This window comes from Cellulosimicrobium funkei, from assembly GCF_001019615.1.
GTDB lineage: Bacteria > Actinomycetota > Actinomycetes > Actinomycetales > Cellulomonadaceae > Cellulosimicrobium > Cellulosimicrobium cellulans_E.
In genome coordinates this window covers 28,770-53,599 of sequence record NZ_JNBQ01000028.1, presented here as the reverse complement: position 1 = coordinate 53,599, position 24,830 = coordinate 28,770, and the positions used below count along the sequence as shown (strand labels likewise).

Annotated in this window: 22 protein-coding genes; 14 read left to right on the top strand and 8 right to left on the bottom strand. The window is 75.9% G+C overall.

Going from position 1 to position 24,830, the window contains the following annotated elements:
• Positions 1–69 precede the first annotated feature (69 nt).
• From FB00_RS16100 to FB00_RS16080, 5 genes are all read right to left on the bottom strand, one after another.
• On the bottom strand, positions 70–1,041 hold the full coding sequence (locus FB00_RS16100; protein ID WP_047233918.1) for an alpha/beta hydrolase: 972 nt from the start codon (positions 1,039–1,041) through the stop codon (positions 70–72).
• Positions 1,038–1,997, bottom strand: coding sequence for a zinc-binding dehydrogenase (locus tag FB00_RS16095; protein ID WP_047233917.1), 960 nt, complete (start codon positions 1,995–1,997; stop codon positions 1,038–1,040). The genes FB00_RS16100 and FB00_RS16095 overlap by 4 nt, the downstream gene beginning before the upstream one ends.
• Before the next feature lie 76 nt (positions 1,998–2,073).
• A complete protein-coding gene (locus FB00_RS16090) occupies positions 2,074–2,784 on the bottom strand; it encodes a maleylpyruvate isomerase N-terminal domain-containing protein (RefSeq protein ID WP_047233916.1) in 711 nt (236 codons plus the stop codon).
• Positions 2,785–2,855: 71 nt separating this feature from the next.
• A complete protein-coding gene (metX, locus tag FB00_RS16085) occupies positions 2,856–4,169 on the bottom strand; it encodes a homoserine O-acetyltransferase MetX (protein WP_082141404.1) in 1,314 nt (437 codons plus the stop codon).
• A gap of 44 nt (positions 4,170–4,213) precedes the next feature.
• Positions 4,214–5,551, bottom strand: coding sequence for a bifunctional o-acetylhomoserine/o-acetylserine sulfhydrylase (locus FB00_RS16080; protein ID WP_047233915.1), 1,338 nt, complete (start codon positions 5,549–5,551; stop codon positions 4,214–4,216).
• A gap of 377 nt (positions 5,552–5,928) precedes the next feature.
• Between FB00_RS16080 and FB00_RS16070 the strand changes: the two genes are divergently transcribed.
• Positions 5,929–7,392, top strand: coding sequence for a C40 family peptidase (locus tag FB00_RS16070; protein WP_052877730.1), 1,464 nt, complete (start codon positions 5,929–5,931; stop codon positions 7,390–7,392).
• An 88-nt stretch (positions 7,393–7,480) separates the two neighbouring features.
• On the opposite strand, the gene FB00_RS16065 is transcribed toward FB00_RS16070, so the two are convergent.
• Positions 7,481–7,984, bottom strand: a complete 504-nt coding sequence (locus tag FB00_RS16065; RefSeq protein WP_034655165.1) for an inorganic diphosphatase — start codon at positions 7,982–7,984, stop codon at positions 7,481–7,483.
• A gap of 159 nt (positions 7,985–8,143) precedes the next feature.
• On the opposite strand from FB00_RS16065, the gene dacB reads away from it, so the two are divergent.
• Positions 8,144–9,643, top strand: a complete 1,500-nt coding sequence (gene dacB / locus FB00_RS16060; protein WP_331386751.1) for a D-alanyl-D-alanine carboxypeptidase/D-alanyl-D-alanine-endopeptidase — start codon at positions 8,144–8,146, stop codon at positions 9,641–9,643.
• Between the two features lie 11 nt (positions 9,644–9,654).
• On the opposite strand, the gene FB00_RS16055 is transcribed toward dacB, so the two are convergent.
• Both FB00_RS16055 and vapB read right to left on the bottom strand, forming a co-directional pair.
• On the bottom strand, positions 9,655–10,074 hold the full coding sequence (locus tag FB00_RS16055; protein WP_047233912.1) for a type II toxin-antitoxin system VapC family toxin: 420 nt from the start codon (positions 10,072–10,074) through the stop codon (positions 9,655–9,657).
• Entirely contained in the window at positions 10,071–10,304 is a 234-nt protein-coding gene (gene vapB, locus FB00_RS16050) for a type II toxin-antitoxin system VapB family antitoxin (protein WP_047233911.1), read from the bottom strand. Before vapB ends, FB00_RS16055 begins: the two co-directional genes overlap by 4 nt.
• Before the next feature lie 81 nt (positions 10,305–10,385).
• Between vapB and FB00_RS16045 the strand changes: the two genes are divergently transcribed.
• The 12 genes from FB00_RS16045 to panC all read left to right on the top strand — a co-directional run bounded on the left by FB00_RS16045 (position 10,386) and on the right by panC (position 24,803).
• Positions 10,386–11,597, top strand: a complete 1,212-nt coding sequence (locus FB00_RS16045) for a zinc-dependent metalloprotease (protein WP_082141403.1) — start codon at positions 10,386–10,388, stop codon at positions 11,595–11,597.
• Between the two features lie 4 nt (positions 11,598–11,601).
• Positions 11,602–12,726 carry a tRNA lysidine(34) synthetase TilS gene (gene tilS / locus FB00_RS16040; RefSeq protein ID WP_047233910.1) on the top strand — a complete coding sequence of 375 codons (1,125 nt, stop codon included), beginning with the start codon at positions 11,602–11,604 and terminating at the stop codon, positions 12,724–12,726.
• Between the two features lie 5 nt (positions 12,727–12,731).
• Positions 12,732–13,286 carry a hypoxanthine phosphoribosyltransferase gene (hpt, locus tag FB00_RS16035; RefSeq protein ID WP_047233909.1) on the top strand — a complete coding sequence of 185 codons (555 nt, stop codon included), beginning with the start codon at positions 12,732–12,734 and terminating at the stop codon, positions 13,284–13,286.
• Between the two features lie 201 nt (positions 13,287–13,487).
• Positions 13,488–15,590 carry an ATP-dependent zinc metalloprotease FtsH gene (ftsH, locus tag FB00_RS16030; protein ID WP_047233908.1) on the top strand — a complete coding sequence of 701 codons (2,103 nt, stop codon included), beginning with the start codon at positions 13,488–13,490 and terminating at the stop codon, positions 15,588–15,590.
• Positions 15,590–16,255 (top strand): GTP cyclohydrolase I FolE, encoded by a 666-nt coding sequence (gene folE / locus FB00_RS16025; protein ID WP_231581897.1) that lies wholly within the window; start codon positions 15,590–15,592, stop codon positions 16,253–16,255. Before ftsH ends, folE begins: the two co-directional genes overlap by 1 nt.
• Positions 16,256–16,319: 64 nt before the next feature.
• A complete protein-coding gene (folP, locus tag FB00_RS16020; protein WP_082141406.1) occupies positions 16,320–17,204 on the top strand; it encodes a dihydropteroate synthase in 885 nt (294 codons plus the stop codon).
• 128 nt (positions 17,205–17,332) lie between these two features.
• Positions 17,333–19,951 (top strand): 2-amino-4-hydroxy-6-hydroxymethyldihydropteridine diphosphokinase, encoded by a 2,619-nt coding sequence (gene folK / locus FB00_RS22870; RefSeq protein ID WP_231581896.1) that lies wholly within the window; start codon positions 17,333–17,335, stop codon positions 19,949–19,951.
• A complete protein-coding gene (locus tag FB00_RS16010; protein ID WP_047233906.1) occupies positions 19,951–20,460 on the top strand; it encodes a DUF3180 domain-containing protein in 510 nt (169 codons plus the stop codon). Before folK ends, FB00_RS16010 begins: the two co-directional genes overlap by 1 nt.
• A gap of 113 nt (positions 20,461–20,573) precedes the next feature.
• The gene (locus FB00_RS16005; RefSeq protein ID WP_047233905.1) at positions 20,574–21,092 is read left to right on the top strand and encodes a PH domain-containing protein; all 519 of its coding nucleotides are present in this window, start codon (positions 20,574–20,576) and stop codon (positions 21,090–21,092) included.
• The gene (locus FB00_RS16000; protein ID WP_082141402.1) at positions 21,089–22,789 is read left to right on the top strand and encodes a PH domain-containing protein; all 1,701 of its coding nucleotides are present in this window, start codon (positions 21,089–21,091) and stop codon (positions 22,787–22,789) included. The genes FB00_RS16005 and FB00_RS16000 overlap by 4 nt, the downstream gene beginning before the upstream one ends.
• Entirely contained in the window at positions 22,786–23,796 is a 1,011-nt protein-coding gene (locus tag FB00_RS15995) for a Rossmann-like and DUF2520 domain-containing protein (RefSeq protein ID WP_047233904.1), read from the top strand. Before FB00_RS16000 ends, FB00_RS15995 begins: the two co-directional genes overlap by 4 nt.
• The gene (gene panC / locus FB00_RS15990; protein WP_047233903.1) at positions 23,793–24,803 is read left to right on the top strand and encodes a pantoate--beta-alanine ligase; all 1,011 of its coding nucleotides are present in this window, start codon (positions 23,793–23,795) and stop codon (positions 24,801–24,803) included. The genes FB00_RS15995 and panC overlap by 4 nt, the downstream gene beginning before the upstream one ends.
• The last annotated feature ends 27 nt before the right edge of the window (positions 24,804–24,830 follow it).

Genomic DNA, 24,830 nt, shown 5'->3' with positions numbered 1-24,830 from the left:
TGCATACCCCCATGTTGCGCGTGACCCTGGCCCCGCGCGGTCCTGCGTAGAGACGCCCCGCGGGACGGGTCAGGCCCAGCCGTAGGCCGCCGACCAGCGCACGATCTCCGCGAAGAACCGGGCGCGCGGCTCGGGCGCCGAGAGGGAGAGGTCGTGCATCCCGCCGGGGATCCTGACGATGGTGACGACCCGTCCCAGGTGCGCGGCGCGGCGGGCCAGGGGCTCGACGTCGAGCACGATGTCGGCAGAACGCATGTCCTCGGACCAGCGGGTGCTGAACAGCGACTTCTCGGCGAGGAGCACGAGCACGGGACAGTCGATGGTGAGCCCGGCTGCGACGCGGGCGTGGCCCGAGATGACCGCACGCAGCCAGCCGGCGCGGACGGGGAACGACGGCACGGGACGCCAGGCGTCGTCGATGACCCAGGAGCCGTCGTCGCGGTCGCGCAACGTCCTGGCGTAGTAGCCGGGGTCGACGTTCGGCAGCGGCGTGCGTGGCTGGAAGCGTGCGAGCTGACGGATCGCGGGTCCCGAGACGGTTCTCGCGACGGACGATCCCTGGAGCTCGAGCCACGGGCTGTTGAGCACCAGCCCCCGGACGACGGCGGGGTGCCGGTGCGCCCAGAGCGCCGCGACGAGGCCGCCGGTGGAGTGACCCATGAGCATGATCGCCGCGTGCTGGCCGAGGTCCGCCCGGACGACCTCGAGCGCCGCGGCGATGTCGGCGTCGTACTCGGTGAGGTGGTCGGCGTACCCGGGCGTCTGGTGCGGGCGCAGGCTGCGTCCGTACTTGCGGAGGTCGACGGCGTAGAACGCGGCGCCGAGCGCGCGCCAGGTCTCGGCGAGCTCGGTCTGGAAGAAGTAGTCGCTCCACCCGTGGACGTACAGCACCGCGCGCGCCGGCCGGATCGGCTCGTCGGTCGCCGGCGCGTGGCGGACCACGGTCACGACGACCTCGCCCTCGTCGTCGGGCTCCAGCTCGACCGTGCGCTGCTCGTACCCGGCGCCGAGGACGTCCGGACCCCAGCCGGACGACGTCACGGCGTGAGCACCACCTTGCCGAACTGCGCCCCGGCGGCGAGTCGGGTGAGGCCGTCGCGAGCCTGCGTCAGGGGCAGCACCTGGTCGACGACGGGCCGCACCTCGCTCCGCGCGAGGAACCGCAGCAGCGCCGCGAGGTCGTCGCGCGTCCCCATCGTCACGCCCTGGATGCGGATCTCGTGGAAGAAGACGCGGGTCAGCTCGGCGGGCGACGCGTCCCCGCTCGTGGCCCCGGCGACGACGACGGTCCCGCCCGGGCGGACCGCGCGCAGCGAGTGTCGCCAGGTCGCCTGGCCGACCGTCTCGACGACGACGTCGACCGGCGCCGGCAGACGCGCACCGTGCTCGAACGTCGCGGCCGCCCCGAGCCTCACGGCGCCGGCGCGCTTGCCGGCGGAGCGGGAGGTCACCCACATCTCGAGCCCGGCGGCCGCGCCCAGGGCGACGGCCGCCGTCGCGACACCACCGCCCGCGCCCTGGACGAGCACGCGGTCGCCGGGCGCGGCACCACCGGCGGTGAAGAGCATGCGGTACGCCGTCAGCCAGGCGGTCGGCACGCAGGCGGCCTCGACGAACGTCAGCTCCGGGGGCTTGGGGACGAGGTTGTGCGTCGGGACGGCGACGCGCTCGGCGAGCGTGCCCGGGTAGCGCTCGGAGAGGAGCGACCGACGCTCCGTCGGCCCGACCCCGTGCCCGTCCGCCCCGATCACCGCGTGCACGACGACCTCGCTGCCGTCGGGGGCGACGCCCGCGCCGTCGGTCCCGAGGATCATGGGGAGCCGGTCGGTGGGCAGCCCGACCCCGCGCAGCGACCACAGGTCGTGGTGGTTGAGCGACGCGGCGCGTACGTCGACGGTGGTCCAGTGCTCGCGAGGCTCGGGTTCGGAACGGTCCCCGACGACCAGGCCGGCCAGGGGGTCGTCGGGGTCGAGGTGGTCGGCGTAGGCGGCGAGCATGCCCCCAACCTACGGTCCGGTCCGCGCCGCAACCACGGGAGAGCGCGTGCCGCGCGTCACCCCACCGGTGGAGCGGTCAGAGCAGCGGGAGCATGCGGCCGAGGTCGGGGACCGCCTCGGAGGTGTGCACGGGCTCGAGCGCCCGCGCGAGCTCGTCGACGTCGTAGGGGACGCGGCCGCACGCGAGGCGCAGCCAGAGGCGGGGGTCGCGCACCTCGAGCGCCCAGCCGCCGCGCGTGACGACGACGTGCAGCAGCTCGGCCGCGACGGCGTCGAGCGCGCCGCGGTCCACCGGGTCGGTGACCACGCCCGGGAACGTGCGGGCGAGGTCGTCGGCGTGGACGACGAGCTCGAGGACCCGTGAGCGCACCATGTCCTGGAGGGTGATGGGGCCGCGCCGCGCCTGCACGACGTGCTGGTCGCCGAGCTCGTCGAGCCGGGCGAAGCCGGCCGCGGCGAAGGCCTGGACGCGCCCGAGGCGGTCGTCGGCGATCTCCGCGTCGAGGGCGCGTGTCGAGTGCTCGATCTCCTCCGCACGCTCCGGGTACGTGCCGAGGTACTCCGCGAGCGTGAGGGGAACGGTGCCGGCGGGCACCGGCCCGCACAGCGCGAGGGTCTCCATGACACGACCGAGGTGGGTGACCAGCTCGCCGACGGTCCAGCCGTCGAGCACGCTCGCACGACCTGCGTCGCGGTCCAGCTCGCCCTCGAGGTCCCGCAGCCAGCGGTCGAGCCGCTCCCACTGGGTGCGCAGGTGCTGAGCCGCCTCGGTCACGTCGCTGTCCATCTCTTCATCGTGCCAGGACGGGGCGGGCACGCCCGCCACGGAGCCACCTCGTGGACAGGTCGGTCGGCGCGTCAGTCGCGGACGCGCGCCGGCTCCCCGAGGAAGTCCGCGACGATCGGTCCGAGCTGGTCGAACTCGATGAGGAACCCGTCGTGCCCGAAGTCGCTCGTGAGCGTGCGCAGCGGCTCGGCGCCGGGGATACCGGCCGCGATGCGCGCGCAGTCGGCGGGCAGGAAGAGCCGGTCCGTGTCGACCGCGACGACGAGCGCGTGCGCGGCGACCTGCGCGAGCGCCGCCTCGACCCCGCCGCGGTCGCGACCGAGGTCGTGCGTGAGCATCGACTCGGTGAGCACGACGTACGAGTTGGCGTCGAAGCGGCGCGCGAGCTTGTCGCCGTGGTGGTCGAGGTACGACTGCACGGCGTACCGGCCGTCGGTGAACGGGTCCTCGCCGCCCTGCGGGAGGCGGCCGAACCGCTCGTCGAGCTCGCGCGCGGACCGGTAGGTCGCGTGCGCGATCTGCCGCGCGATACCGAGCCCGACGTGCGGGCCGTCGCCGTCCGCGGCGTCGTAGTAGTCCCCGCCACGGAACCCGGGGTCGGCACGGACCGCGCCGAGCTGCGGGTGCGCCCAGGCGATCTGGTCGCCGGTCGTCTGCGCGGTCGTCGCGATCGCGGCGAGCGAGACGACGTCGACGCCCGCCTCCGGTCCGAGCAGCGCCCACTCGAGGACGCGGTGCCCACCCATCGAGGCGCCGACGACGAACGCCCACGACGTGATACCGAGAGTCCGCGCGAGCTCGATCTCGACCGCGACCTGGTCGCGGGTCGTCACGCGCGGGAAGCGGCTGCCCCAGGGCCGGCCGTCGGGGGCGGTCGACGCGGGGCCGGTGGTGCCCTGGCACCCGCCGAGCACGTTGGGCGCGACGACGAACCAGCGGTCGGTGTCGATCGGCGCGCCAGGCCCGACGAGCGACTCCCACCAGCCCGCGGTGGCGTGGCCCTCGCCCGCGGGGCCGCTGACGTGGGAGTCACCGGTGAGGGCGTGCAGCACGAGGACGGCGTTCGACCCGTCCGGTGCGAGCGTGCCCCACGTCTCGAACGCGACGCGGACGTCGGGCAGGCGAGAGCCGGACTCGAGGTCGAACGTGCCGACGTCGGCGAACTGCCGCCGCCCCACCGGGTCGCCCTCGCGCCAGGCGCCCGTCGCCGGGACCGGCGCCTTCACCCGCGCGCGCGACGGCGCGACGCCGCGCCCCGAGGCGTCCGCGCGCTGGTCGCGCCGGGCGTCGGGGGCGGGGGAGAGGAGGTCGTCGTTCACAGGGCTCACCGTCGGCCACTGTACGGCCGGGGCGCGCAGGGCGCCCCGGCTGTCCAGATCCGTCATCGCAGTCCTCGTCGTGGTTCTGTCGCGCCTGCGGACGCCGTCGTTCAGGCGCCCAGCGACGACTTGGCGGCGGTGAACCCGAGCTCGAGGTCGGCGAGGATGTCGTCGACGTGCTCGATGCCGACCGCGAGACGGACCAGGCCGGGCGTCACACCGGACTTCGCCTGCTCCTCGGGGCTGAGCTGGGCGTGGGTGGTCGAGGCCGGGTGGATGACGAGCGAGCGGACGTCGCCGATGTTCGCGACGTTCGAGTGGAGCTGCAGGGCGGAGACGAACGCCTGCCCGGCCTCGCTGCCGCCGTCGAGCTCGAACGCGAGGACCGCGCCGGCGCCGCGCGGCAGGTACTTCTGCGCGTTGGCGTGCCACGGGCTCGACGCCAGCCCCGCGTAGTGCACCGTGCGGACGTCGTCGCGCGCCTCGAGCCACTCGGCGACCTTCTGCGCGTTCGCGACGTGGCGCTCGACGCGCAGCGACAGCGTCTCGATGCCCTGGGCGATGAGGAACGCGTTGAACGGCGAGATCGCCGAGCCCAGGTCGCGCAGGAGCTGCACGCGCGCCTTGAGCACGTAGGCGAGGTTCGCGCCGAGGATGCCGTCCACGCCGAGGTCGCGCGCGTAGACGAGGCCGTTGTACGACGGGTCGGGGGTGTTGTAGTTCGGGAACCGCTCCGGGTACGCCGCGTAGTCGAACGTGCCGCCGTCGACGATCACGCCGCCGATGGCGGAGCCGTGCCCGCCGAGGTACTTCGTCGCCGAGTGCACGACGACGTCCGCCCCGTGCTCGAGCGGCCGCAGCAGGTAGGGGGTCGCGACGGTGTTGTCGACGATCAGCGGCACGCCCACCTCGTGCGCGACCGCCGCGACGGCCTCGACGTCGAGGACGTCGGCCTGCGGGTTGGGGATCGTCTCGCCGAAGAACAGCTTCGTGTTCGGGCGTACGGCGTCGCGCCAGGCCTGCGGGTCGTGCGGGTCGGTGACGAACGTCGTCTCGACGCCCAGCTTGGCGAGCGAGTACTGCAGGAGGTTGTAGGTACCCCCGTAGAGGCTCGGCGAGGCGACGACGTGGTCGCCCGCCTCGGCGACGTTGAGGATCGCGAACGTCGTCGCGGCCTGCCCGGACGCGAGGAGCAGCGCGCCGACGCCGCCCTCGAGCGACGCGATGCGGTTCTCCACGACCTCCTGCGTCGGGTTGCCGATGCGCGTGTAGATCGGCCCGAGGTCCTTGAGCGCGAAGCGGTCGGCGGCCACCGATGCGTCGGGGAAGACGAACGACGTGGTCTGGTAGATCGGCAGCGCGCGGGCGCCGGTCGTCGGGTCGGCGGTCTGGCCGGCGTGGACCTGGCGCGTCTCGAAGGACCAGGCGGGTGCGTTCTCGGTGCTCATGGTGCTCTCCTGCGGGTGGTGGGGTGGGACGACGGCGCACGGCGCGCCGGGCGGACGGGTGCCGTGGGAGACGAGGAGGCGGGAGGCCGGCCGTCGACCGCGGCGAGGGGCGCACACGGGACGGGATCGCCACGGCGAGGGCGTCGTCGACGACGGCTCGCGGGCAGGCGAACGTGTGCTGGGGTCAGCGACACATTCGGCGGGACATGCTGGTGAGGCTAGGCCGGATCCGCGCCGCCCGACAGGGGTGTCTCGCGATGCGAGACCACATCCTGAGAAGGTCGGCACCGCTCCGATGGCGCATCGCGGACCTTCTGGGCAGACTCGTGCGGGTGCTGTCAACGGGACACGCCGGACGACCGGTCGAAGGAGGGGCGATGGACGACGCGACGTCGGCGCACGCCGCCCGGCCGACGCTCCTCGGGGGAGCGCGGCGTCGCCCGGCCACCGGTCCCCGTCGGCTCGCGTCCGCGTCCGCGGCGGGCCTGCTCGCGCTCGTGCTCGGCGTGGGGCTCGCGCCCTCCGCGTCGTCCGACCCGCCGTCGGACGACGACGCCCGCGCGGCGCGCGAGGCCGTGGACGGTGCCGCCCGGGACGTCGAGTCCGTCGAGCGTGAGCTGGCGTCGCTGCGCGACCGCCGGTCCACCGCCGAGGCGGCCGTCGAGACCGCGGCGGAGGAGTACGCGGCCGCGCAGGACGCGCTCGCGACGGCCGACGCGGAGGTCCGCGACGCCCAGGAGGCTCTCGCGACCGCCCGGACGGGAGAGTCGGAGTCGCGCGCCGCGGTCGGTGCGCTGTTCCGCGCGTCCCGGCAGGGGTCGACCGACCTCGACGCGTTGCGTGCCGTCCTCGACGCGGACAGGGTGGGCCAGGTCGTCGAGCGGGAGAACGCCGAGCGCGTCGCCGGCCGGACCGCGGGTCGCGCGGTCGAGGCGCACGCGACGGCGCGTGCCGTCGCCGACACCGCCCGTGCCCGGGCCGACGCGGCGCTCGCGCACCAGGGCGAGGTCGAGGACCGTGCGCGGGACGCGCTCGCCGCCGCCCAGGTCTCGTCCGACGCGCTCGACGACGCGGTGCAGGAGTCCGCGACCCGGCGCGAGACGCTCCTCGCCGAGCTCGCCCGCGCGCGGGCCACGAGCGTCGACGTCGAGCGCCGGCGCCAGGACGCCCTCGACGCGCAGGCCGCGAGCGAGCGCGAGGCCGCGGCCCGGGCGCGCGTCGAGGCCCCGGCGGCGGGGACGTCGTCGCGCGCTCCCGCGGCGCCCCCGACGAGCAGCCCCGCACCCACGAACCCGGCGCCCGACCCAGCACCGGCACCCGCGCCGGCGCCGAACCCCGCGCCCGCGCCGAACCCCGCGCCCGCGCCGAACCCCGCGCCTGCGCCGAACCCCGCGCCCGCGCCGAACCCGGCACCCGCCCCGACGCCCGACCCGCCGCCGGTCGTGACGCCGCCCCCGGGCACGGGCGTCGGCAGCGCGGCGCAGGGCCGGGCCGCCGTCGCGTGGGCGCGCACCAAGATCGGCGCCCCGTACGTGTTCGGGGGTACCGGACCGGGCTACGACTGCTCGGGCCTCACGTCGCGCGCGTGGTCCGCGGCGGGCGTCGACATCACCCGCACGTCGCGCTCGCAGTACCAGCGCGTGCAGAAGATCTCCTACGACCAGCTCCGCCCGGGCGACCTGATCTTCTACGCCAACGACACCGCGAACCCGTCGACCATCCGCCACGTCGCCATGTACACCGGGAACGGCAGGATGATCGAGGCCCGTCAGCCCGGCAGCCCCGTGCACGAGGTCGCGATGCGCTGGGCCGACGCGATGCCCTACGCGGGCCGCCCCTAGGCCGACCTCGCGACGTCAGCAGACGACGGCGGCCGCTCACCCCGGGAGGTGAGCGGCCGCCGTCGTGGTGGGTGGCGCGAGCCGGGTGTCAGTGGCCCGGAGTGTGGTACCCGGAGTCGATGGCGCGCTGGAGGGAGCGCTCGATCTCGGCCTCGGCGTCCGCGCGGCCGACCCAGTGGGCGCCCTCGACGGACTTCCCGGGCTCGAGGTCCTTGTAGACCTCGAAGAAGTGCTGGATCTCCAGGCGGTGGAAGTCGGAGACGTCGTCGATGTCCTGGCGCCACGCGGCGCGCTGGTCGCCCGTCGGGACGCAGAGGACCTTGTCGTCGCCGCCGGCCTCGTCGCGCATGCGGAACATGCCGAGCGCACGGCACCGGATCAGGCAGCCGGGGAACGTGGGCTCCTCGAGCAGGACGAGCGCGTCCAGCGGGTCACCGTCCTCGCCGAGCGTCCCCTCGATGAACCCGTAGTCGTCGGGGTACCGCGTCGAGGTGAAGAGCATGCGGTCGAGACGGATGCGACCGGTCGCGTGGTCCACCTCGTACTTGTTGCGCTGCCCCTTGGGGATCTCGATCGTGACGTCGAACTCCACTGCTTCCTCCAGTCGTACCGGCACCGCGACGCTCGGGCGGTGGCTGGGTCTGTGGACGACGGACCACGCCGTCGTGCGGGAACTAGTGTGACACGTGCCGTCCCCGCGGGAGGGTTCCCACCGGGCTCCCGGGCGGGCGGGCTGAGTGATAATGCGCACGTGCCCGCACCCGACGTCCCGGTCCAGGCACCGGTGCCCGCCGGTGCCCCGGAGGCGCGCGCGCACGGGACGGAACGAGGGAGACGCATGGGCTGGGGGACGCGCACGGGCGTGGCCGTCGGCGTCGTGCTCGTCCTCGCGGGCGGCTACGTCGTGGCGGACGTGTACGACGTCGTCCCCGGCGTGCTGACGACCGCAGCGCCCTACCCGGAGCCGAACCCGTTCCCCGAGGCGCCGGGCGCCGTCGCGGCGCCACCGCTCGAGGTCGAGCTGCCGACCCTCGACCCTGCGGCCCCGGTCCCGGCCACGGGGAGCGTGCAGGACCTCGCGGACGACCTCGCGGCCGACACCCGGCTCGGTCCGCGCGTCGGCGTCCTGGTGACCGACGCCGTGACGGGCGACGTCCTCGGCGCGAGCGGCGACACCGTGGGCCACGTCCCGGCGTCGACCCTCAAGACGCTCACCGCGGCGGCGGCCCTCACGTCTCCCGGGGCGCACGCGACCCTCCCGACCCGCGCCGTCCTCGAGGGGCAGGAGACCGTGTACCTCGTGGGCGGCGGCGACATGATGCTCGCCGCGGGCGCCGGAGACCCGACGGCGGTCAACGGCCGGGCGGGCCTCGGCGACCTCGCCGCGCAGGTCGCGGGCGAGCTCAAGCTCACGGGCCGCACGACGATCTCGCTCCGCCTCGACGACACGCTCTTCACGGGTGCCGCGGTCGCGCCGACCGTCGACCCGGCGAGCGTGCGCAACGGCTACGTCGCGCCCGTCGCCGCGCTCGCGGTCGACGTCGCGCGGCTCGAGGACGAGGAGTACGCGCCGCGCGCGGAGGACCCGGCGATGGCGGCCGCCGACGCGTTCGTCGCCGCGCTCGCCGGGCAGGGGGTCACCGTGGCGGGGGACGTGGTGCGCGCGCCGGCGCCCGACGACGGTCGCACGGTCGGCGAGGTGGAGTCCGCGCCACTGAGCGAGGTCGTCGCGTACCTGCTCCAGCACTCCGACAACACCATCACGGAGGTGGTGGGCCGCGTCGTCGCGATCGACGCGGGGCTGCCCGGCTCCGCGGCGGGCGCGACGCAGGCCGTGCGGTCGGCGGTCGAGGGGCTCGGGGTCGACCTCACGGGCGCGACGCTCGCCGACCTCTCGGGTCTCGGCGACGGCTCGGTCGTCACGCCCGCCCAGCTCGACGAGGTCGTCGGCCTGCTCGCGGACCCGGCGCACCCGCAGCTGCGGCCCGGCGCCGTCGGGCTGCCGGTCGCGGGACTGTCCGGGACGCTCGGCGAGCGCTACCTCGAGAACGCGGGCCGCGGCGTCGTGCGGGCCAAGACGGGCAGCCTGCCGAACGTCACGTCGCTCGCGGGCACGGTCGTCACGGCCGACGACCGCCTCCTCGTGTTCTCCCTCATGGCCGACGCCGTGCCCGACGGGGGCACGTACGGCGCGCGCCTCATCTTCGACGACTTCGTCGCGGCGCTCGCGGAGTGCGGCTGCACCGCCTGACCCGGTGGGGCTCAGCGATCGCTCGGCGCTTCCGCCAGCCAGTCCTCGACCTCGAGGCCGGGGACGCGGGAGAACTCACGGACGTTGTTCGTCACCATGACGAGCCCGAGCGACCGGGCGTGCCCGGCGAGGAGGGCGTCGGGCCCGATAGGCGTGCCGCGGGCGGCGAGGAGGGCGCGGACGCGTCCGGCGTGCATCGCCGCGAGACCGTCGAAGGGGAGCACGTCCACGAGCGACAGCAGCTCGTCGACGGCTTTGCGGTTGCGAGGCGGGTCGTCCGACCTCTCGATGCCGTACTCGAGCTCCATCTCGCTCACCGTCGAGACCGCGACGCGCCCCTCCGCCTCCCGCAGCCTCGGGCGCGCCGCCGAGCCGTTCCCGCGGAGCAGCGCCACCAGGACGTTGGTGTCCAGCAGGTAGAGCGTGCTCACAGGGCGCCGCGCTCCTCGGCCGTCCCTTGGTCACGGTCGGGCAGGAAGTCGTCGGCGACGCGGAGCCCGTGGTCGAACCACTCGTCCCACCCGGTGCCAGCCGGCGTGATCACGCGGGACCTGCCGACGGTCCGGACCTCGACCTCGCGGACGTCGTCGGGCAGCGCGACCGCCTTGGGCAGGCGGACCGCCTGCGTCCTGTTGCTGCGGAACACCGTCGTGCGGACCATCAGGGAGCCTCCTCGGTCGTATATCCCTGGAGTATATCCCCGCCCCTCACATGACCACCGGTCCCGGGATACGGTGAGACGGTGACACTCGTCGAGCAGGACGGCCGTTCGGGCAGCGACCCGTCACGCGGCGACACGTCGATCGTCGACTGGTCGGCCGCCGCCCAGATCGCGGGCCGGCTCGCGCGCCCGGGCCCGCAGGCGTCGCGCGACGAGCTCGCCGACCTCGTCGAGGGGCTGCGCGCCGCGGCGGAGGCCGCCGTGCCCCACGTGCTCGACGTGACGCGCATGAGCCCCGCCGCGGGCGGTCCGACGACGGGCCAGACGGCTGCACCGACGACCGGCCTGGGCACCGTGTACGTCGTGGACCGTGCGCGCTGGGCCCGCGCCAACACCGAGATCATGGCGTCGCTCACCGATGGCGTGACGGACGCGCTCGTCGGCGAGCGCGGACGCGTCCCGCAGGCGACGGCGCTCGTCGGGGCCGCCCAGGTGGGGTCGGTGCTCGCCGTCCTCTCCAGCCGGGTCCTCGGTCAGTTCGACCCCTACAGCGGGCTGGGCGGCACCGCGCCCGCGGCCGCGGCCGGCGTCGTGCCCGACGGCGGCCCGTCGCCTGCGGCCACCGGCTCGCCCGGGCGGCTCGTGCTCGTGGCGCCCAACGTGCTGCAGGTGGAGCGCGCCCTGGACCTCAAGCCCGCCGACTTCCGCCTCTGGGTGTGCCTGCACGAGCAGACGCACGCGCTGCAGTTCGCCGCCGCGCCGTGGCTCGCGGACCACCTCCGCACGCGCGCGAGCGCACTCCTCACCGAGCTCTCCGCGTCGTCGCGCCGGCTTGCCGAGGCACGCCTGCGCGAGAAGCTCGCCACCGTGGGGCGCGCCGTCCTCCACGCCGTGCGCGGCGAGGACGGGACCCTCGTCGACGGCCTCCTCACACCCGAGGAGCAGGACCGCCTCGCCGACGTCACCGCCGTCATGGCCCTGTTGGAGGGGCACGCCGACGTGGCGATGGACGCCGTCGGGCCGCGCACCGTGCGCACGGTGCGGAGCATCCGCCGCAAGTTCGAGGCCCGGCGCGACGGCGAGGAGCGCTCCGGGTTCGACGTCGTGCTCCGGCGCGTGCTCGGCATGGACGCCAAGATCGCGCAGTACCGCGACGGCGCGGCCTTCGTGCGCGCGGTCGAGAAGGAGGTCGGGCGCGACGGGTTCAACGCCGTGTGGGCGTCGCCCGAGAACCTGCCGACCGCCCGCGAGATCGCCGACGCGCGCGCCTGGGTGCGCCGCGTCCACGGCTGAGCCGGTGGGCGGGCCGGCGTCCGTCGTCGCGACCGCGCGCCGCGCCGTGCGTCGCACGCTCGGGGACCTGCGGCCGGGCGACCTCGTGCTCGTCGCGTGCTCGGGCGGTGCGGACTCGACGGCGCTCGCCGCCGCCACGGCGTTCGTCGCGCCCCGGCTCGGGCTGCGCGCGGGTGCCGTCGTCGTGGACCACGGGCTCCAGGCGGGCAGCGCCGGTGTCGCGGCGGACGCCGCGGACCGCTGCCGCGGGCTGGGGCTCGACCCGGTCGAGGTGCGCCGCGTCGTCGTCCCGGCGTCCGGCGACGGCCCGGAGGCGGACGCACGCGCGGCCCGGTACGCGGCGCTCGACGCCGCGGCGACCGAGCACGGCGCCGCCGCGGTGCTCCTGGGGCACACGCTCGACGACCAGGCGGAGACGGTGCTGCTGGGGCTCGCCCGCGGGGCCGGTGCCCGCTCGCTCGCCGGGATGGCGCCCCGACGCGGCGTCCACCGGCGCCCGCTCCTCGCCCTGCGGCGCGCGGAGACCGAGGCGGTGTGCCGCACGCTCGGGCTCGTGTGGTGGGACGACCCCACGAACGGACCGGCGGCGTCGGGCGACGCCCCGGGGGCTCCGGGCACCGCGGCGCTGCCCCTGCGCTCGCAGGTGCGCGCGCGCGTCGTGCCCGCGCTGGTCGACGTGCTCGGGCCCGGCGCGGTGCCGGCGCTCGCGCGGACCGCGGACCTCCTGCGCGACGACGCCGACCTGCTCGACGCGCTCGCCGCAGACCTCCTCGCGACGGCCCTCGTGGCGTCCCCGGACGACGGCGAGCGCGGGCCGGCGGCGTCGGGTGCCGAGAGCGTGGTGCTCGACACTGAGGTGCTCGCGTCCGCGCACCCGGCCCTGCGCCGTCGTGCCCTGCGGTCCGCGGCGCTCCGCGCGGGCTGCCCGGCGAGCGACCTGTTCGCCGTGCACGTCGACGCGCTCGACGCGCTCGTCACGGCGTGGCGGGGCCAGGGCCCCGTGCACCTGCCGGGCGACCTGAGGGCCACGCGCGCGTGTGGCAGGCTTTCCCTGGGCCGCGAGACGACGCCCCGGCGCAGCCTCACCCCGCGAACCCTCAGCACCCCCACCCCCACACCTCAGGAGTGACCCCCGTGGAAGCATCGGACGTCGCAGGCGACCTCGAGAACATCCTGCTCACCGAGGAGCAGCTCGGTGCGCGGCTCGACGAGATCGCGGCGCAGATCGACCGCGACTACGCGGGCAAGGACCTCCTGCTCGTCGGCGTCCTCAAGGGCGCCGTCATGGTCATGGCGGACCTCGCGCGCCGCCTGCACAGCCACGTCGAGATGGACTGGATGGCCGTCTCGTCGTACGGGTCGGGCACCAAGTCCTCGGGCGTCGTGCGGATCCTCAAGGACCTCGACGCCGACCTCACGGGCCGCAACGTGCTCATCGTCGAGGACATCATCGACTCGGGTCTCACGCTCTCCTGGCTCCTGTCGAACCTGCGCTCGCGCGGGCCGGCGTCGGTCGAGATCGCGGCGATGCTGCGCAAGCCCGACGCCGCGAAGACGGACGTCGACGTGCGGTACGTCGGGTTCGACATCCCGAACGAGTTCGTCGTGGGCTACGGCCTCGACTACGCGGAGAAGTACCGCAACCTGCCGTTCGTCGGGACGCTCGCCCCGCACGTGTACTCGAGCTGAACGGGAGGCGGGGACGCCCCTCGCCGCGGTGGCGCGGCGGCGTCCCGCGTCCGGGCGCCGTGGCGCCCGCGCCCAGGGGACGTGGGCCACGCCCTGGGCGAACAGAGGCGTGATCCCCAGCAGGCGTCAAGGTCCAGAGTGTAGTTTCGAGCCCGAACACTTGCGCGAGCGGAGGGATCCGGGGCGCACGCCCCGTCGCCGATGAACATCAAGAAGATTCTCAGTGGGCCGATCGTCTGGATCGTCCTGGGCCTCGTGATCCTGTGGATCGCCTTCGCGACGTTGTCGCGCCCGACGGTCCAGCGCATCGACACGTCCCAGGGCCTCGAGCTGCTCTCGGGCGACACGGTCGAGCAGGCCCTCATCGTGGACGGCGACCAGCGCGTGCGCCTCACGCTGTCCGACGACTACGTGGTCGACGAAGGCACGGACACCGAGGAGAACAAGGGCAAGAACGTCGAGTTCTACTACGTCCAGCCCCAGGGCGAGGCCGTGGTCGACGCGGTCGTCGCGGCGGAGCCCAAGGACGGGTACAACTCCGAGGTCGCGCAGCCGTCGTTCTGGTCGTCCCTGCTCGGGCTGCTCATCCCGTTCCTCATCATCGGCGTGCTGTTCTGGTTCCTGCTCTCGCGCATGCAGGGCGGCGGCTCCCGCGTGATGGGCTTCGGCAAGTCGCGCGCCAAGCTGGTCTCCAAGGACACCCCGCAGGTGACGTTCGCGGACGTCGCCGGTGCGGACGAGGCGGTCGAGGAGCTCCACGAGATCAAGGAGTTCCTCGCGGAGCCGGACAAGTTCCAGGCCGTCGGGGCCAAGATCCCCAAGGGCGTGCTGCTCTACGGCCCGCCCGGGACGGGCAAGACGCTGCTCGCGCGCGCCGTGGCCGGCGAGGCGGGCGTGCCGTTCTACTCGATCTCCGGCTCGGACTTCGTCGAGATGTTCGTCGGCGTCGGCGCGAGCCGCGTCCGCGACCTGTTCACCCAGGCCAAGGAGAACTCGCCCGCCATCATCTTCGTCGACGAGATCGACGCCGTCGGCCGTCACCGCGGCGCCGGCATGGGCGGCGGGCACGACGAGCGCGAGCAGACGCTCAACCAGCTCCTCGTCGAGATGGACGGGTTCGACGTCAAGACGAACGTCATCCTCATCGCGGCGACGAACCGCCCCGACATCCTCGACCCGGCGCTCCTGCGCCCGGGCCGCTTCGACCGCCAGGTCGCCGTCGAGGCGCCCGACCTCAAGGGCCGCGAGGCGATCCTGCGCGTGCACGCCCAGGGCAAGCCGATCGTCCCCGAGATCGACCTCGCCGCGGTCGCGCGCCGCACGCCGGGCTTCACCGGAGCCGACCTCGCGAACGTGCTCAACGAGGCCGCGCTCCTCACCGCCCGCAGCGGCGCCCAGCTCATCGACGACCGCGCGCTCGACGAGGCGATCGACCGCGTCGTGGCCGGCCCGCAGAAGCGCACGCGCGTCATGAACGTCAAGGAGCAGAAGATCACGGCGTACCACGAGGGCGGGCACGCCCTCGTCGCCGCGGCCATGCGCTACACGGACCCCGTCACCAAGGTGACGATCCTGCCGCGCGGCCGCGCGCTCGGGTACACGATGGTCATGCCGACCGAGGACAAGTACTCCACGACGCGCAACGAGCTGCTCGACCAGCTCGCCTACGCCATGGGTGGGCGCGTCGCCGAGGAGCTCGTCTTCCACGACCCGACCACGGGCGCCTCGAACGACATCGAGAAGGCCACGGCGATCGCCAAGAAGATGGTCACCGAGTACGGCATGAGCGAGCGCGTCGGCGCGATCAAGCTGGGCACCGGCTCGGGCGAGCCCTTCATGGGCCGCGACATGGGCCACACGCGCGACTACTCCGAGTCCGTCGCGGGCACCGTGGACCACGAGGTGCGCAAGCTCGTCGAGGCCGCGCACGACGAGGCGTGGGAGGTGCTCACGCAGTACCGCGACGTGCTCGACGCGCTCGTGCTCGAGCTCCTCGAGAAGGAGACGCTGAACCAGGCGGAGCTCGCGCGGGTCTTCGCGCCGGTCGTCAAGCGCGACGCGCGCGACGTGTGGCTCTCGAGCGAGCAGCGCGCGGTGTCCCAGCGCGGTCCCGTCCTCACGGACGCCGAGAAGGCGGCGCAGAACGGCGCCCCGGTGATCCCGCAGGACGAGGCCGCCGCCGCGAACGACGAGCTGCCCCCCGAGCGCATCGGCGAGGTCCCGGCGGACAGCCCGCTCGACCGGGCGCTCGGCCGCGACGGCACGGTCGACGCGACGGACGTGCGCGAGCCGGGGCAGGACTGATGGGCACCTCCACGCACCCTGCTCCGGGCACGGGCGCCGCGCCGACCGCCATCACGCGGGCCCGCGCGGCCGAGGACCTGCGCGCCCCGGCGGACGTGCCGCCGTACGACCAGGAGCGTGCCGAGGCGGCGGTGCGCGAGCTCCTGCTCGCCGTGGGGGAGGACCCGGACCGCGAGGGGCTGCGCGAGACGCCCGCGCGCGTGGCGCGCGCCTACCGCGAGATCTTCGCGGGACTGCGCCAGGAGGCGGCGGACGTCCTCACGACGACCTTCGACCTCGGCCACGAGGAGATGGTGCTCGTCAAGGACATCGAGGTGTACTCGACGTGCGAGCACCACCTCGTGCCGTTCCACGGCGTCGCGCACATCGGCTACATCCCCAACGTCGACGGCCGCATCACGGGTCTGTCGAAGCTCGCGCGCCTCGTCGAGGTCTTCGCGCGCCGTCCCCAGGTCCAGGAGCGGCTCACGTCGCAGATCGCGGACGCGCTCGTGGAGCACCTGCAGCCGCGCGGCGCGATCGTCGTGGTCGAGTGCGAGCACCTGTGCATGTCGATGCGCGGCGTGCGCAAGCCGGGGTCGCGCACGGTGACGTCGGCGGTGCGGGGCCAGATGCGCGACGGCGCGACGCGGGCCGAGGCGATGAGCCTCATCCTGGGGCGCTAGCCCCGTGGACCGCTTCGTGGTCGCCGGGCTCGAGGAGCTGGCCGACGTCGGCCGGACGCTCGTCATGGGCGTCGTCAACGTCACGCCGGACTCGTTCTCCGACGGCGGCGAGTGGTACGAGCCGGACGCCGCGGTCGCGCACGGGCGCGAGCTGCTGGGCGAGGGCGCGGACGTCCTCGACGTGGGCGGCGAGTCGACCCGCCCCGGCGCGGGCCGCGTCCCCGTCGAGGCCGAGCTCGCGCGCGTGCTGCCCGTGATCTCCGCGCTCGCCGCGGAGGGTGCCGTCGTCAGCGTCGACACGACGCGCGCGGTCGTCGCCGAGCGCGCGGTCGCGGCGGGCGCGCGGATCGTCAACGACGTCTCGGGCGGCCTCGCCGACCCGGCCATGGCCGACGTGGTCGCACGGACGGGCGTCGCCTACGTCTGCATGCACTGGCGCGGCCACGCGGACGTCATGGACGACCTCGAGGAGTACGACGACGTCGTCACGGACGTGCGCGACGAGCTCGCCGTGCGCGTCGAGACGCTGCTCGCGGCCGGGGTGCGTCGCGACCAGCTCGTCCTCGACCCCGGCCTCGGGTTCTCCAAGGCGGGGTCGTCCAACTGGCCGCTGCTCGCCCGCCTCGGCGAGCTCGAGGAGCTCGGCCTGCCGGTGCTCGTCGGCGCATCCCGCAAGCGGTTCCTGGGGCACCTCCTCGCGCGGTCGGACGGGAAGCCCGTGCCGCCCCTGCTGCGCGACGACGCGACCGCCGCGATCACGACGCTCGCGGCCGCCGCGGGCGCGTGGTGCGTGCGGGTCCACACCGTCCGGGCGTCGGCCGACGCCGTGCGCGTCGCGGCGGCATGGTCCCGCGCCGGCGAGGCAGGGTCGGGTCGGCGGGGCGGGAGCGGGGGCGCGACCGACCGACCGAGGAGCGGGAGCGACTCGACGGCGCGGCCCACGACCTAGCAGGATGGGCGACGGGCCCCGCGGCGCGGCCGGCCCGGCGCAGCACGACACACGCAACGAGACACGGTGACGAGAGGTCCGTCCGCCCGACCGGCGGGCGGCAGCGGAGCACCGGACGGGAGCACGACGTGACCACAGCGTTCGCAGGAGCGGTCCTCGACGCGGACGGACGGCCGTTCGACCGGATCCGGCTCACGGGCCTGAGCGCCACGGGGCACCACGGTGTCTTCGAGCACGAGAAGGCCGAGGGTCAGCTCTTCCGCGCCGACGTCGTGCTCCACCTGGACACGCGCGCCGCGGCGAGCGGGGACGACCTCGACCAGACCGTCAGCTACGCGGGCGTCGCCGAGGACGTCGTGGCCGTCCTCGCGGGCTCGCCCGCCGACCTCGTCGAGACGGTGGCCGAGCGCATCGCGGCGACGATCCTCACGCACGACGAGGTCGTCGCGGTCGACGTCGCCGTGCACAAGCCGCAGGCGCCGATCACGGTCCCGTTCGAGGACGTCGAGGTCGTCATCCGCCGCGACCGCGTCGTCGTGCCGGTCGTCGCGCCGCTCTCCCGCCGGTCCGAGCAGCTCGTCGCGCCGATCCCCGTGGGCTCGGTCGCGCCCGCCCTCATCCACGGTGTCGGGGACGCCCCGGTCGCCGAGGAGCGGGTCGAGATCGCCCCGGCGCCCGACGTCATGCCGCCGAGCATCCCCCCGGGCGCGACCGCGCTCCCCGTCGAGCCCCCGTCGCCCGAGCCGGAGCACCAGGTCGCGGGCGGCGCCCCGGACCTCGACGACGAGCGCGACGCCACGCGCGAGGCCCCGGCGGTGCCCGCGCCGCCCGCACCGGCGCACGAGGTGCCGACGGCCGCCGCGCCCGCCCCCGAGGCACCGGCCCCCGCGCCGGAGCCGGTCCCGGCGCCGTACGAGGCGCTGCTCGAGGCCTCGGCGCCTCCGGCGCCGGCCGAGCCCGCCGCGGAGGGCGGGCCAGGCGCGGTGCCGGTGCCGACGCCGGCCGAGCCGGCCGACCCGCCCGCGTCCGAGCAGCAGGGGCAGGTCCCCGCCGCCGGACCCGTCGCGGAGCACGAGCCGGAGCCGGTCCACGCCCAGGCGCCCGCGGTTCCCGCCGAGCCGCTTCCCGCGCCCTTCGGCGAGCCGACGTACGAGCCGACGTACGAGGGGCAGGGCGACGCGGCGCCCGAGGCGCCCGTCGCCGCCGCCGCGGTCGCAGCGGCAGCGCCCGACGCCGGCGCCCCGGTCGCGCCGTCCGACGAGCCTGCCGCGCCGGTCGCCGCGGAGGAGGAGATCGCTGCTCCGCCCGTCGAGCACGACCGCATGGACGACGTGCCCGCCGGGTTCGTCGAGGTGGTGCTCGCCCTCGGGGCGAACCTCGGCGACGCCCAGCAGACGCTGCGCGACGCGATCACCGACCTCGACCGGATCTCCGGGCTCGAGATCACCGAGGTCTCCCCGCTCGCGCGGACGGCGGCGGTGGGCGGTCCCGACCAGCCCGACTTCCTCAACACGGTCCTGCTCGCCCGCACGCGCCTCTCGGCCCGCGACCTGCTGCACGCGTGCCAGGCCGTCGAGCAGGCGCACGGCCGGGTGCGCGACGAGCGGTGGGGGCCGCGCACCCTCGACGTGGACCTCATCGTGTACGGCACGCTCACGGCCGTCGCCGACGACCTGGAGCTGCCGCACCCGCGCGCCCACGAGCGGGCGTTCGTGCTCGAGCCGTGGTCGCAGATCGACCCGGACGCGGTGCTGCCCGGCCTCGGTGGGGGACCTGTCGCCGCGCTCGCGGCGACGGCGCCCGACCGCGGCGGCATCCGGTGGCTCGCGCTGGACTGGCTGACCGACGCGGCGCCCGAGCCCACGGGCGCGGTCCCGCTCGCGACCGGAGGCTCCGACGCGGCCCCCGCGCCGGCTGAGCCCGTGGTCGTCGACGACCCGTACCGGCAGCCGCCGACCGACGCCGCCCCCGGGCCGCACGACTCACCGTCGACGTCGGGACCGGTCGGTGTGCAGGCGGTCCCGGAGGACGTCCCCGTGCCGGCCGGGCCGCAGCACCCGCCCGTCCCGCCGCAGGCGCCGCACCAGGCGCTGCCCCAGCGGCCCTCGGTGCCGCAGCAGCCGCTGCCCGTGCAGGCCGCGCCGCCGCAGGCGACCTCGGCCCCGGGCGCGGTGCTCCCCGTCGCCCCGCCGCAGGCCGCGGTCCCGCCGCGGGCAGCCCCGGCGGAGCCCATCGCGGCCCGGCCGGTCTTCGCCCCGGTGTCCGAGGGCGTGGCGCCCTCGGCCGAAGGCGCCCCGGCGGTCGTCCCGGACGGTTCGTTCGGCTCGCACGAGCCCGGGTCGCCGCCCGTCGCGCCGTTCCCCGGCCCGTCGCACCGGCCGGCGGCGCTGCCCGACCCCGAGCCGTCGCAGGACGTCGTGCAGCCTCCGGAGCCGGGCGCCCCCGTCTTCCCCGCCTTCGCGCCCGTCCGCCCGGCAGAGCCCCCGGTCGCTGTGCACCCCGCGGGGGCCCCGCCGGTGGCGGTCCCGCCCGCGCAGACCCCCGCCGACCCGGCCACCCCGGTCGACGACGGCATCATCCGGTCGGTGCCCTTCGCCCCGGTCACGGGGCCGGTCCAGCAGCAGGCTCAGCAGTCGGCGCAGGCGTCGGCACCCGGTCCGCTCGCCGACGCGTCCCTGCACCCGGCGACCGACCCGTGGCCGCCGTTCGGGCCGGTCTCGGGCGGCGCGCACGACGCCGAGCGCTGATGCGGCGCACCTCGGTCCGCACCCTGCTGCTCGTGGCCGTCGCCACGGCGGTCGTGGGCTGGTTCGTCGTGCGGCTCCTCCAGGGCCGCGGCACGCACCTGCCGGCGGTGCCGTGGATCGTCGACGTGGCGGTCGTCGCGCTCGCCGCGGCGGTGTTCTGGGCGGGGTGGACGGTCCGCGCCTACCAGCGGGGCAAGCGGCCCTCGCTCGACGCGATCCGGGCGGCGCGCACGTTCGTGCTCGCCAAGGCCGCTGCTCTCACGGGCGCCCTGCTCGCGGGCTGGTACGGCGCGCAGGTGCTCGTGGCCCTGCCCGACCTCTCGATCGAGGCGCAGCGCGACCGCGCGGTGGCGGCGGGGGTCGCGGTCGCGTGCGCGGTGCTGCTGGCCGTCGTCGGTCTCGTGGCCGAGCGGTTCTGCCAGCTCCCGCCCGAGGACCGCGGCGAGGGCCGCGAGGGCTCGACGACGCGCGAGGACCCGGAGACGCCGGGCGCGAGCACGCCCGCCTGACGCTCGCGTTCTTCGCCACGGCAGCGCACCGCGACCCGGGGGCGTCGGCGGCGCCCTGGCCGGCCGTGACGCGCGACCCCGGGCGCACCGGGACGGGATGGGAGAATCGACGCATGACCGACCCTGCACGGGACCTGGACGCCCGCGGCACCGGCCCCTTCGACCCGCCCGGCATCGAGTGGACGCGCGTGTCGCCCCGGCTGATCACCGCACGCCTGCTGTCGGTGGCCATCACGCTCGCGGTGCCGGCCGCCGCGGCGATCGTGCTGGCGATCCTCTTCCCGCACTGGTGGCAGTGGCTCGTGCTCGGGGTGCTCGTGCTCCTCGGGCTGTGGGCGCTCGTGCTGGTCCCGCGCCAGGTGCGCGCGATCGGGTACGCGGAGCGCGACGACGACCTGCTGATCCGCCACGGCATCATGTTCCGCCAGCTCGTCGTCGTGCCGTACGGCCGCATGCAGTACGTCGACGTGCAGGCCGGGCCGCTCGCGCGCAAGCTCGGCATCGCACAGGTGCAGCTCCACACCGCGTCGGCGTCCACCGACGCGACGATCGACGGCCTCGAGCCCGCCGAGGCGGAGCGTCTGCGCGACCGTCTCGCGTCGCGCGGCGAGGCGAGGCTGGCGGGCCTGTGAGCGAAGCACCGGCCACCGACGACCTCGTGTGGCACCGGGTGCACCCGGTCACCCCGCTCGTGCGCGGCTGGACCGTCATCGCGGTGCTGCTCGTCGTCGTCGGGCAGCAGACGCTCAACGGGCTGCCTGAGGGGGAGAACCTCCTCGAGGGGAACCGCTGGTGGATGATCCTCCTCGGCATCCTCGCGGTGGGGCTCGTGGGCCTGGGGTACTCGGCGCTCGCGTGGCGCATGACGAGCTACGCGGTCGACGACGAGTCGGTGCACCTGCGCACGGGCGTGCTCTTCCGGCAGCAGCGCAAGGCACGGCTGGACCGGCTCCAGGCGGTCGACGTCGTGCAGCCGCTCCTCGCGCGCTTCTTCGGCCTCGCGGAGCTCAAGCTCGAGGTCGCCGGGGGCGCGGACTCGGGCGTGAAGCTCGGCTTCCTCAAGGAGGTCGAGGCCAACCGGCTGCGCAACGACCTCCTCGCGCGCGCCGCCGGCCTGCGGGTCGCGCGCGAGCGTCCGGCCGGCGTCCCGACGGCGGCCGCGGAGGGGAGCGGGACGGGCGTCGGTGCCACGTCCCCGGCGGACCCGAGCACCCCGTCGTCGGTGCGGCCGATCGGCGGCGCGGCCGTGGGCGACGAGGTGCTGGTCGCCCCGGAGGCGCCCGAGCAGCCGGTCACCGCGGTCGGTCCGGGTCGGCTCGTCGCCTCGCTCGTGCGGTCGGGCGCCACGGTCGGCCTCGTCCTCGGTGTGCTGGGGATCGCCGGGGTCGTCATCGGCACGCGCGAGATCGGGGTGCTGTTCAGCGCGCTGCCCGCGGTCCTCGGGTTCGGCGGCTTCCTCTTCTCCCGGTTCTCGGGCGAGTTCGGCTTCCGCTCGGCGATCTCGCCGGACGGCATCCGCCTGCGGCACGGCCTCCTGGAGACCCGGTCGCAGACCATCCCGCCCGGCCGCGTCCAGGCGGTGCGGCTGCGCCAGGGCCCGTTCTGGCGCGGGCCGGACTGGTGGCGGGTCGACGTCAACGTGGCGGGCTACGGGGTGAGCTCCGACGGGTCGGACACGACGAGCGTGCTGCTGCCCGTCGGGACGCGCGACGAGGCGCTCGCCGCGCTGTGGCTCGTGCTGCCCGACCTCGGGACGCCCGACCCGCGCGCACTCCTCGACGAGGGCTTGTCCGGCCTCGACGCCGGTCAGCACTACGTCGTGACCCCGCGCCGTGCGCGGCTGCTCGACCTCGTGTCCTGGCGCCGCAACGGGTACACCGTGACCGACCGCGCGCTCCTCCTGCGCGGCGGGCGGGTGTTCCGCAGCCTCGTCGTCGTGCCGCACGAGCGGACGCAGTCGCTCGGGCTCGAGCAGGGCCCGCTCCAGCGGCGGTTCGACGTCGCGACGTTCGCGGTGCACTCGACGCCCGGCCCGGTCTCGCCCAAGGTCTGGCACCTCGACGCGGGCGACGCCGCGCGCCTCCTCGACACCCAGGCCGAGCGTGCCCGCGAGGCCCGCGCGCACGCGGGTCCGGAGCTGTGGATGCGCCGCGACGACGTGCCTCTGGTACCCGTCACCGAGCCCGCCCCCGAGCCGGCCGCCGAGCCGACCCCGGTGTCCGCCGTCGAGCCCGACGCGGTGCCCGCGGCAGACCCTGGTCGCGTGCCCGGTCGCGTGCCAGGCGCGGAAACCGCCGACCGCCGGGCCGAGGACGGGGGGCGGCCGTGAGCGCGGCGGGCGCGCGGCCCGGACGCCTCGGCGTGGGCGTCGTGGGGGCGGGCCGCGTCGGCGCGGTCCTCGGGAGCGCGCTGCGCGCGACCGGGCATGCCGTCGTCGGCGCGAGCGGCGTGTCCGACGCGTCGCGCGAGCGCATCGAGACCCTCCTCCCCGGCGTGCCGGTGCTCGAGGTCCCCCAGGTCGTGGAGCGCGCGGAGCTCGTGCTCCTCGCCGTGCCCGACGACGCGCTGGGCGACCTGGTCCGCGGCCTCGCCGACGTGGGGGCCTGGCAGCCGGGGCAGATCGTCGTGCACACGTCCGGCCGCTACGGGACCGCCGTGCTCGACCCGGCCCGCGCCGCCGGCGCGATCCCGCTCGCGCTGCACCCCGCGATGACGTTCACCGGCACGTCGCTCGACCTCGCGCGGCTCGAGGGCACGACGTTCGCCGTCACGGCGCCGGGGCCGGTCCTGCCGATCGGGCAGGCGCTCGTCGTCGAGCTCGGCGGAGAGCCCGTGGTCGTGGCCGAGGAGTCCCGCGGGCTCTACCACGCGGCCCTCGCGCACGGGGCGAACCACCTCGTCGTGCTCGTCGCCCAGGCCGCGCAGGCGCTCGAGGCCGCGGGCGTCGACCAGCCGGGCCGGGCGCTCGCCCCGCTGCTCGCCGCCGCGCTCGACGGCGCGACCCGCGGCGCGGACGCGGGCGCCGAGTCGGGCACGGGGGCGGGGGCGGGCGCGCTCCTCGGCCTCACCGGCCCCGTGGTGCGCGGCGACGTCGGCACGGTGCGCGAGCACCTGGAAGCCCTCGACGCGCTCGCGGCCACGAGCGACGCGTCCGACGTACCGCCGTCGTACCGCGCGCTGGGCCGCGCGGCGACCCACCGGGCGCTCGCGGGCGGACGTCTCGACGAGCCGACCGCCCGCACGCTCCTCGACGCGCTCGGGGACCCGCCCGACGCAGGGCCCGGTGCCGCACCGCACGACCCGCACGACCCGCACGACGACGAAGGAACGGCATGACCACCACCCCCGCCCCGGGCGTCCCGCCGACGCCCCGGCCGGACACCCCGCGCGTCGTGACGACGCGTGCCGACCTCCGCGCCGCCCTCGACGGCTGGGCGGCCGCCCACCCCGGCGCGCGCCGCGCCGTCGTCATGACGATGGGGGCGCTGCACGCGGGGCACCTCGAGCTCGTGCGCCGCGCGCGGGCCGAGGTCGGCCCGGACGGGCAGGTCGTCGTCACCGACTTCGTCAACCCGCTCCAGTTCGGTCCCGGCGAGGACTTCGAGCGCTACCCGCGCGACGTCGCGGCCGACGTCGCGCTGCTCGCCGCGGCGGGCGACGACGTCGCCGTGGACGTCGTCTTCGCCCCCGCCGTCGAGGAGCTGTACCCGGACCTCGGGCCGGCGGCAGGAGGCGCCGGCCCGATCGTCCGGGTCACCTCGGGCCGGATCGGCACCGTGCTGGAGGGCGCGTCGCGGCCCGGTCACTTCGACGGCGTGCTCACGGTCGTGCTCAAGCTGCTCCACCTGGTGCGGCCCGACGTCGCGGTGTTCGGCGCCAAGGACGCGCAGCAGCTCCTCGCGGTCCGACGCCTGGTCGCCGACCTCGACGTGGGCGTGGAGATCCTCGCGGTGCCCACGGTGCGCGAGGCGGACGGGCTCGCGCGCTCGTCGCGCAACGCCTACCTGTCGCCCGCGGAGCGCGACGAGGCGCTCGCGCTGAGCCGCGCGCTGCGCGCCGGTCGGGACGCGGCGGACGCGGGCGCCGACGCGCCGGGCGTCCTCGCCGCCGCGCGGGGAATCCTGGACGCCGCCGACGGCGTTGAGCTGGATTACGTGGTGCTCGTCGATCCCGCTACCGTGGAGGACCTGGCGCCCGGCGCCGTCGGCCCCGGGCTCCTCCTGGTCGCGGCACGCGTGGGCACCACCCGTCTCATCGACAACGCGGCCGTCGAGATCGCGCCGCCCGCGACCCGGGCCGCCGACCCCGACGGCCGTGCCCCCGCACCTGGAGGTACCGCGTGACCGCGCAGACCCCGTCGAGCCCGCAGC

Excerpts from the sequence above, each read along its gene's own strand:
- FB00_RS16070 (WP_052877730.1), top strand. The coding sequence starts at position 5,929 with ATGGACGACGCGACGTCGGCGCACGCCGCCCGGCCGACGCTCCTCGGG.
- panC (WP_047233903.1), top strand. The coding sequence starts at position 23,793 with ATGACCACCACCCCCGCCCCGGGCGTCCCGCCGACGCCCCGGCCGGAC.
- FB00_RS16080 (WP_047233915.1), bottom strand. The coding sequence starts at position 5,551 with ATGAGCACCGAGAACGCACCCGCCTGGTCCTTCGAGACGCGCCAGGTC.
- vapB (WP_047233911.1), bottom strand. The coding sequence starts at position 10,304 with ATGGTCCGCACGACGGTGTTCCGCAGCAACAGGACGCAGGCGGTCCGC.
- FB00_RS16010 (WP_047233906.1), top strand. The coding sequence starts at position 19,951 with ATGCGGCGCACCTCGGTCCGCACCCTGCTGCTCGTGGCCGTCGCCACG.
- FB00_RS16090 (WP_047233916.1), bottom strand. The coding sequence starts at position 2,784 with ATGGACAGCGACGTGACCGAGGCGGCTCAGCACCTGCGCACCCAGTGG.
- metX (WP_082141404.1), bottom strand. The coding sequence starts at position 4,169 with ATGACGGATCTGGACAGCCGGGGCGCCCTGCGCGCCCCGGCCGTACAG.
- FB00_RS16095 (WP_047233917.1), bottom strand. The coding sequence starts at position 1,997 with ATGCTCGCCGCCTACGCCGACCACCTCGACCCCGACGACCCCCTGGCC.
- ftsH (WP_047233908.1), top strand. The coding sequence starts at position 13,488 with ATGAACATCAAGAAGATTCTCAGTGGGCCGATCGTCTGGATCGTCCTG.
- folP (WP_082141406.1), top strand. The coding sequence starts at position 16,320 with ATGGGCGTCGTCAACGTCACGCCGGACTCGTTCTCCGACGGCGGCGAG.
- folE (WP_231581897.1), top strand. The coding sequence starts at position 15,590 with ATGGGCACCTCCACGCACCCTGCTCCGGGCACGGGCGCCGCGCCGACC.
- FB00_RS16005 (WP_047233905.1), top strand. The coding sequence starts at position 20,574 with ATGACCGACCCTGCACGGGACCTGGACGCCCGCGGCACCGGCCCCTTC.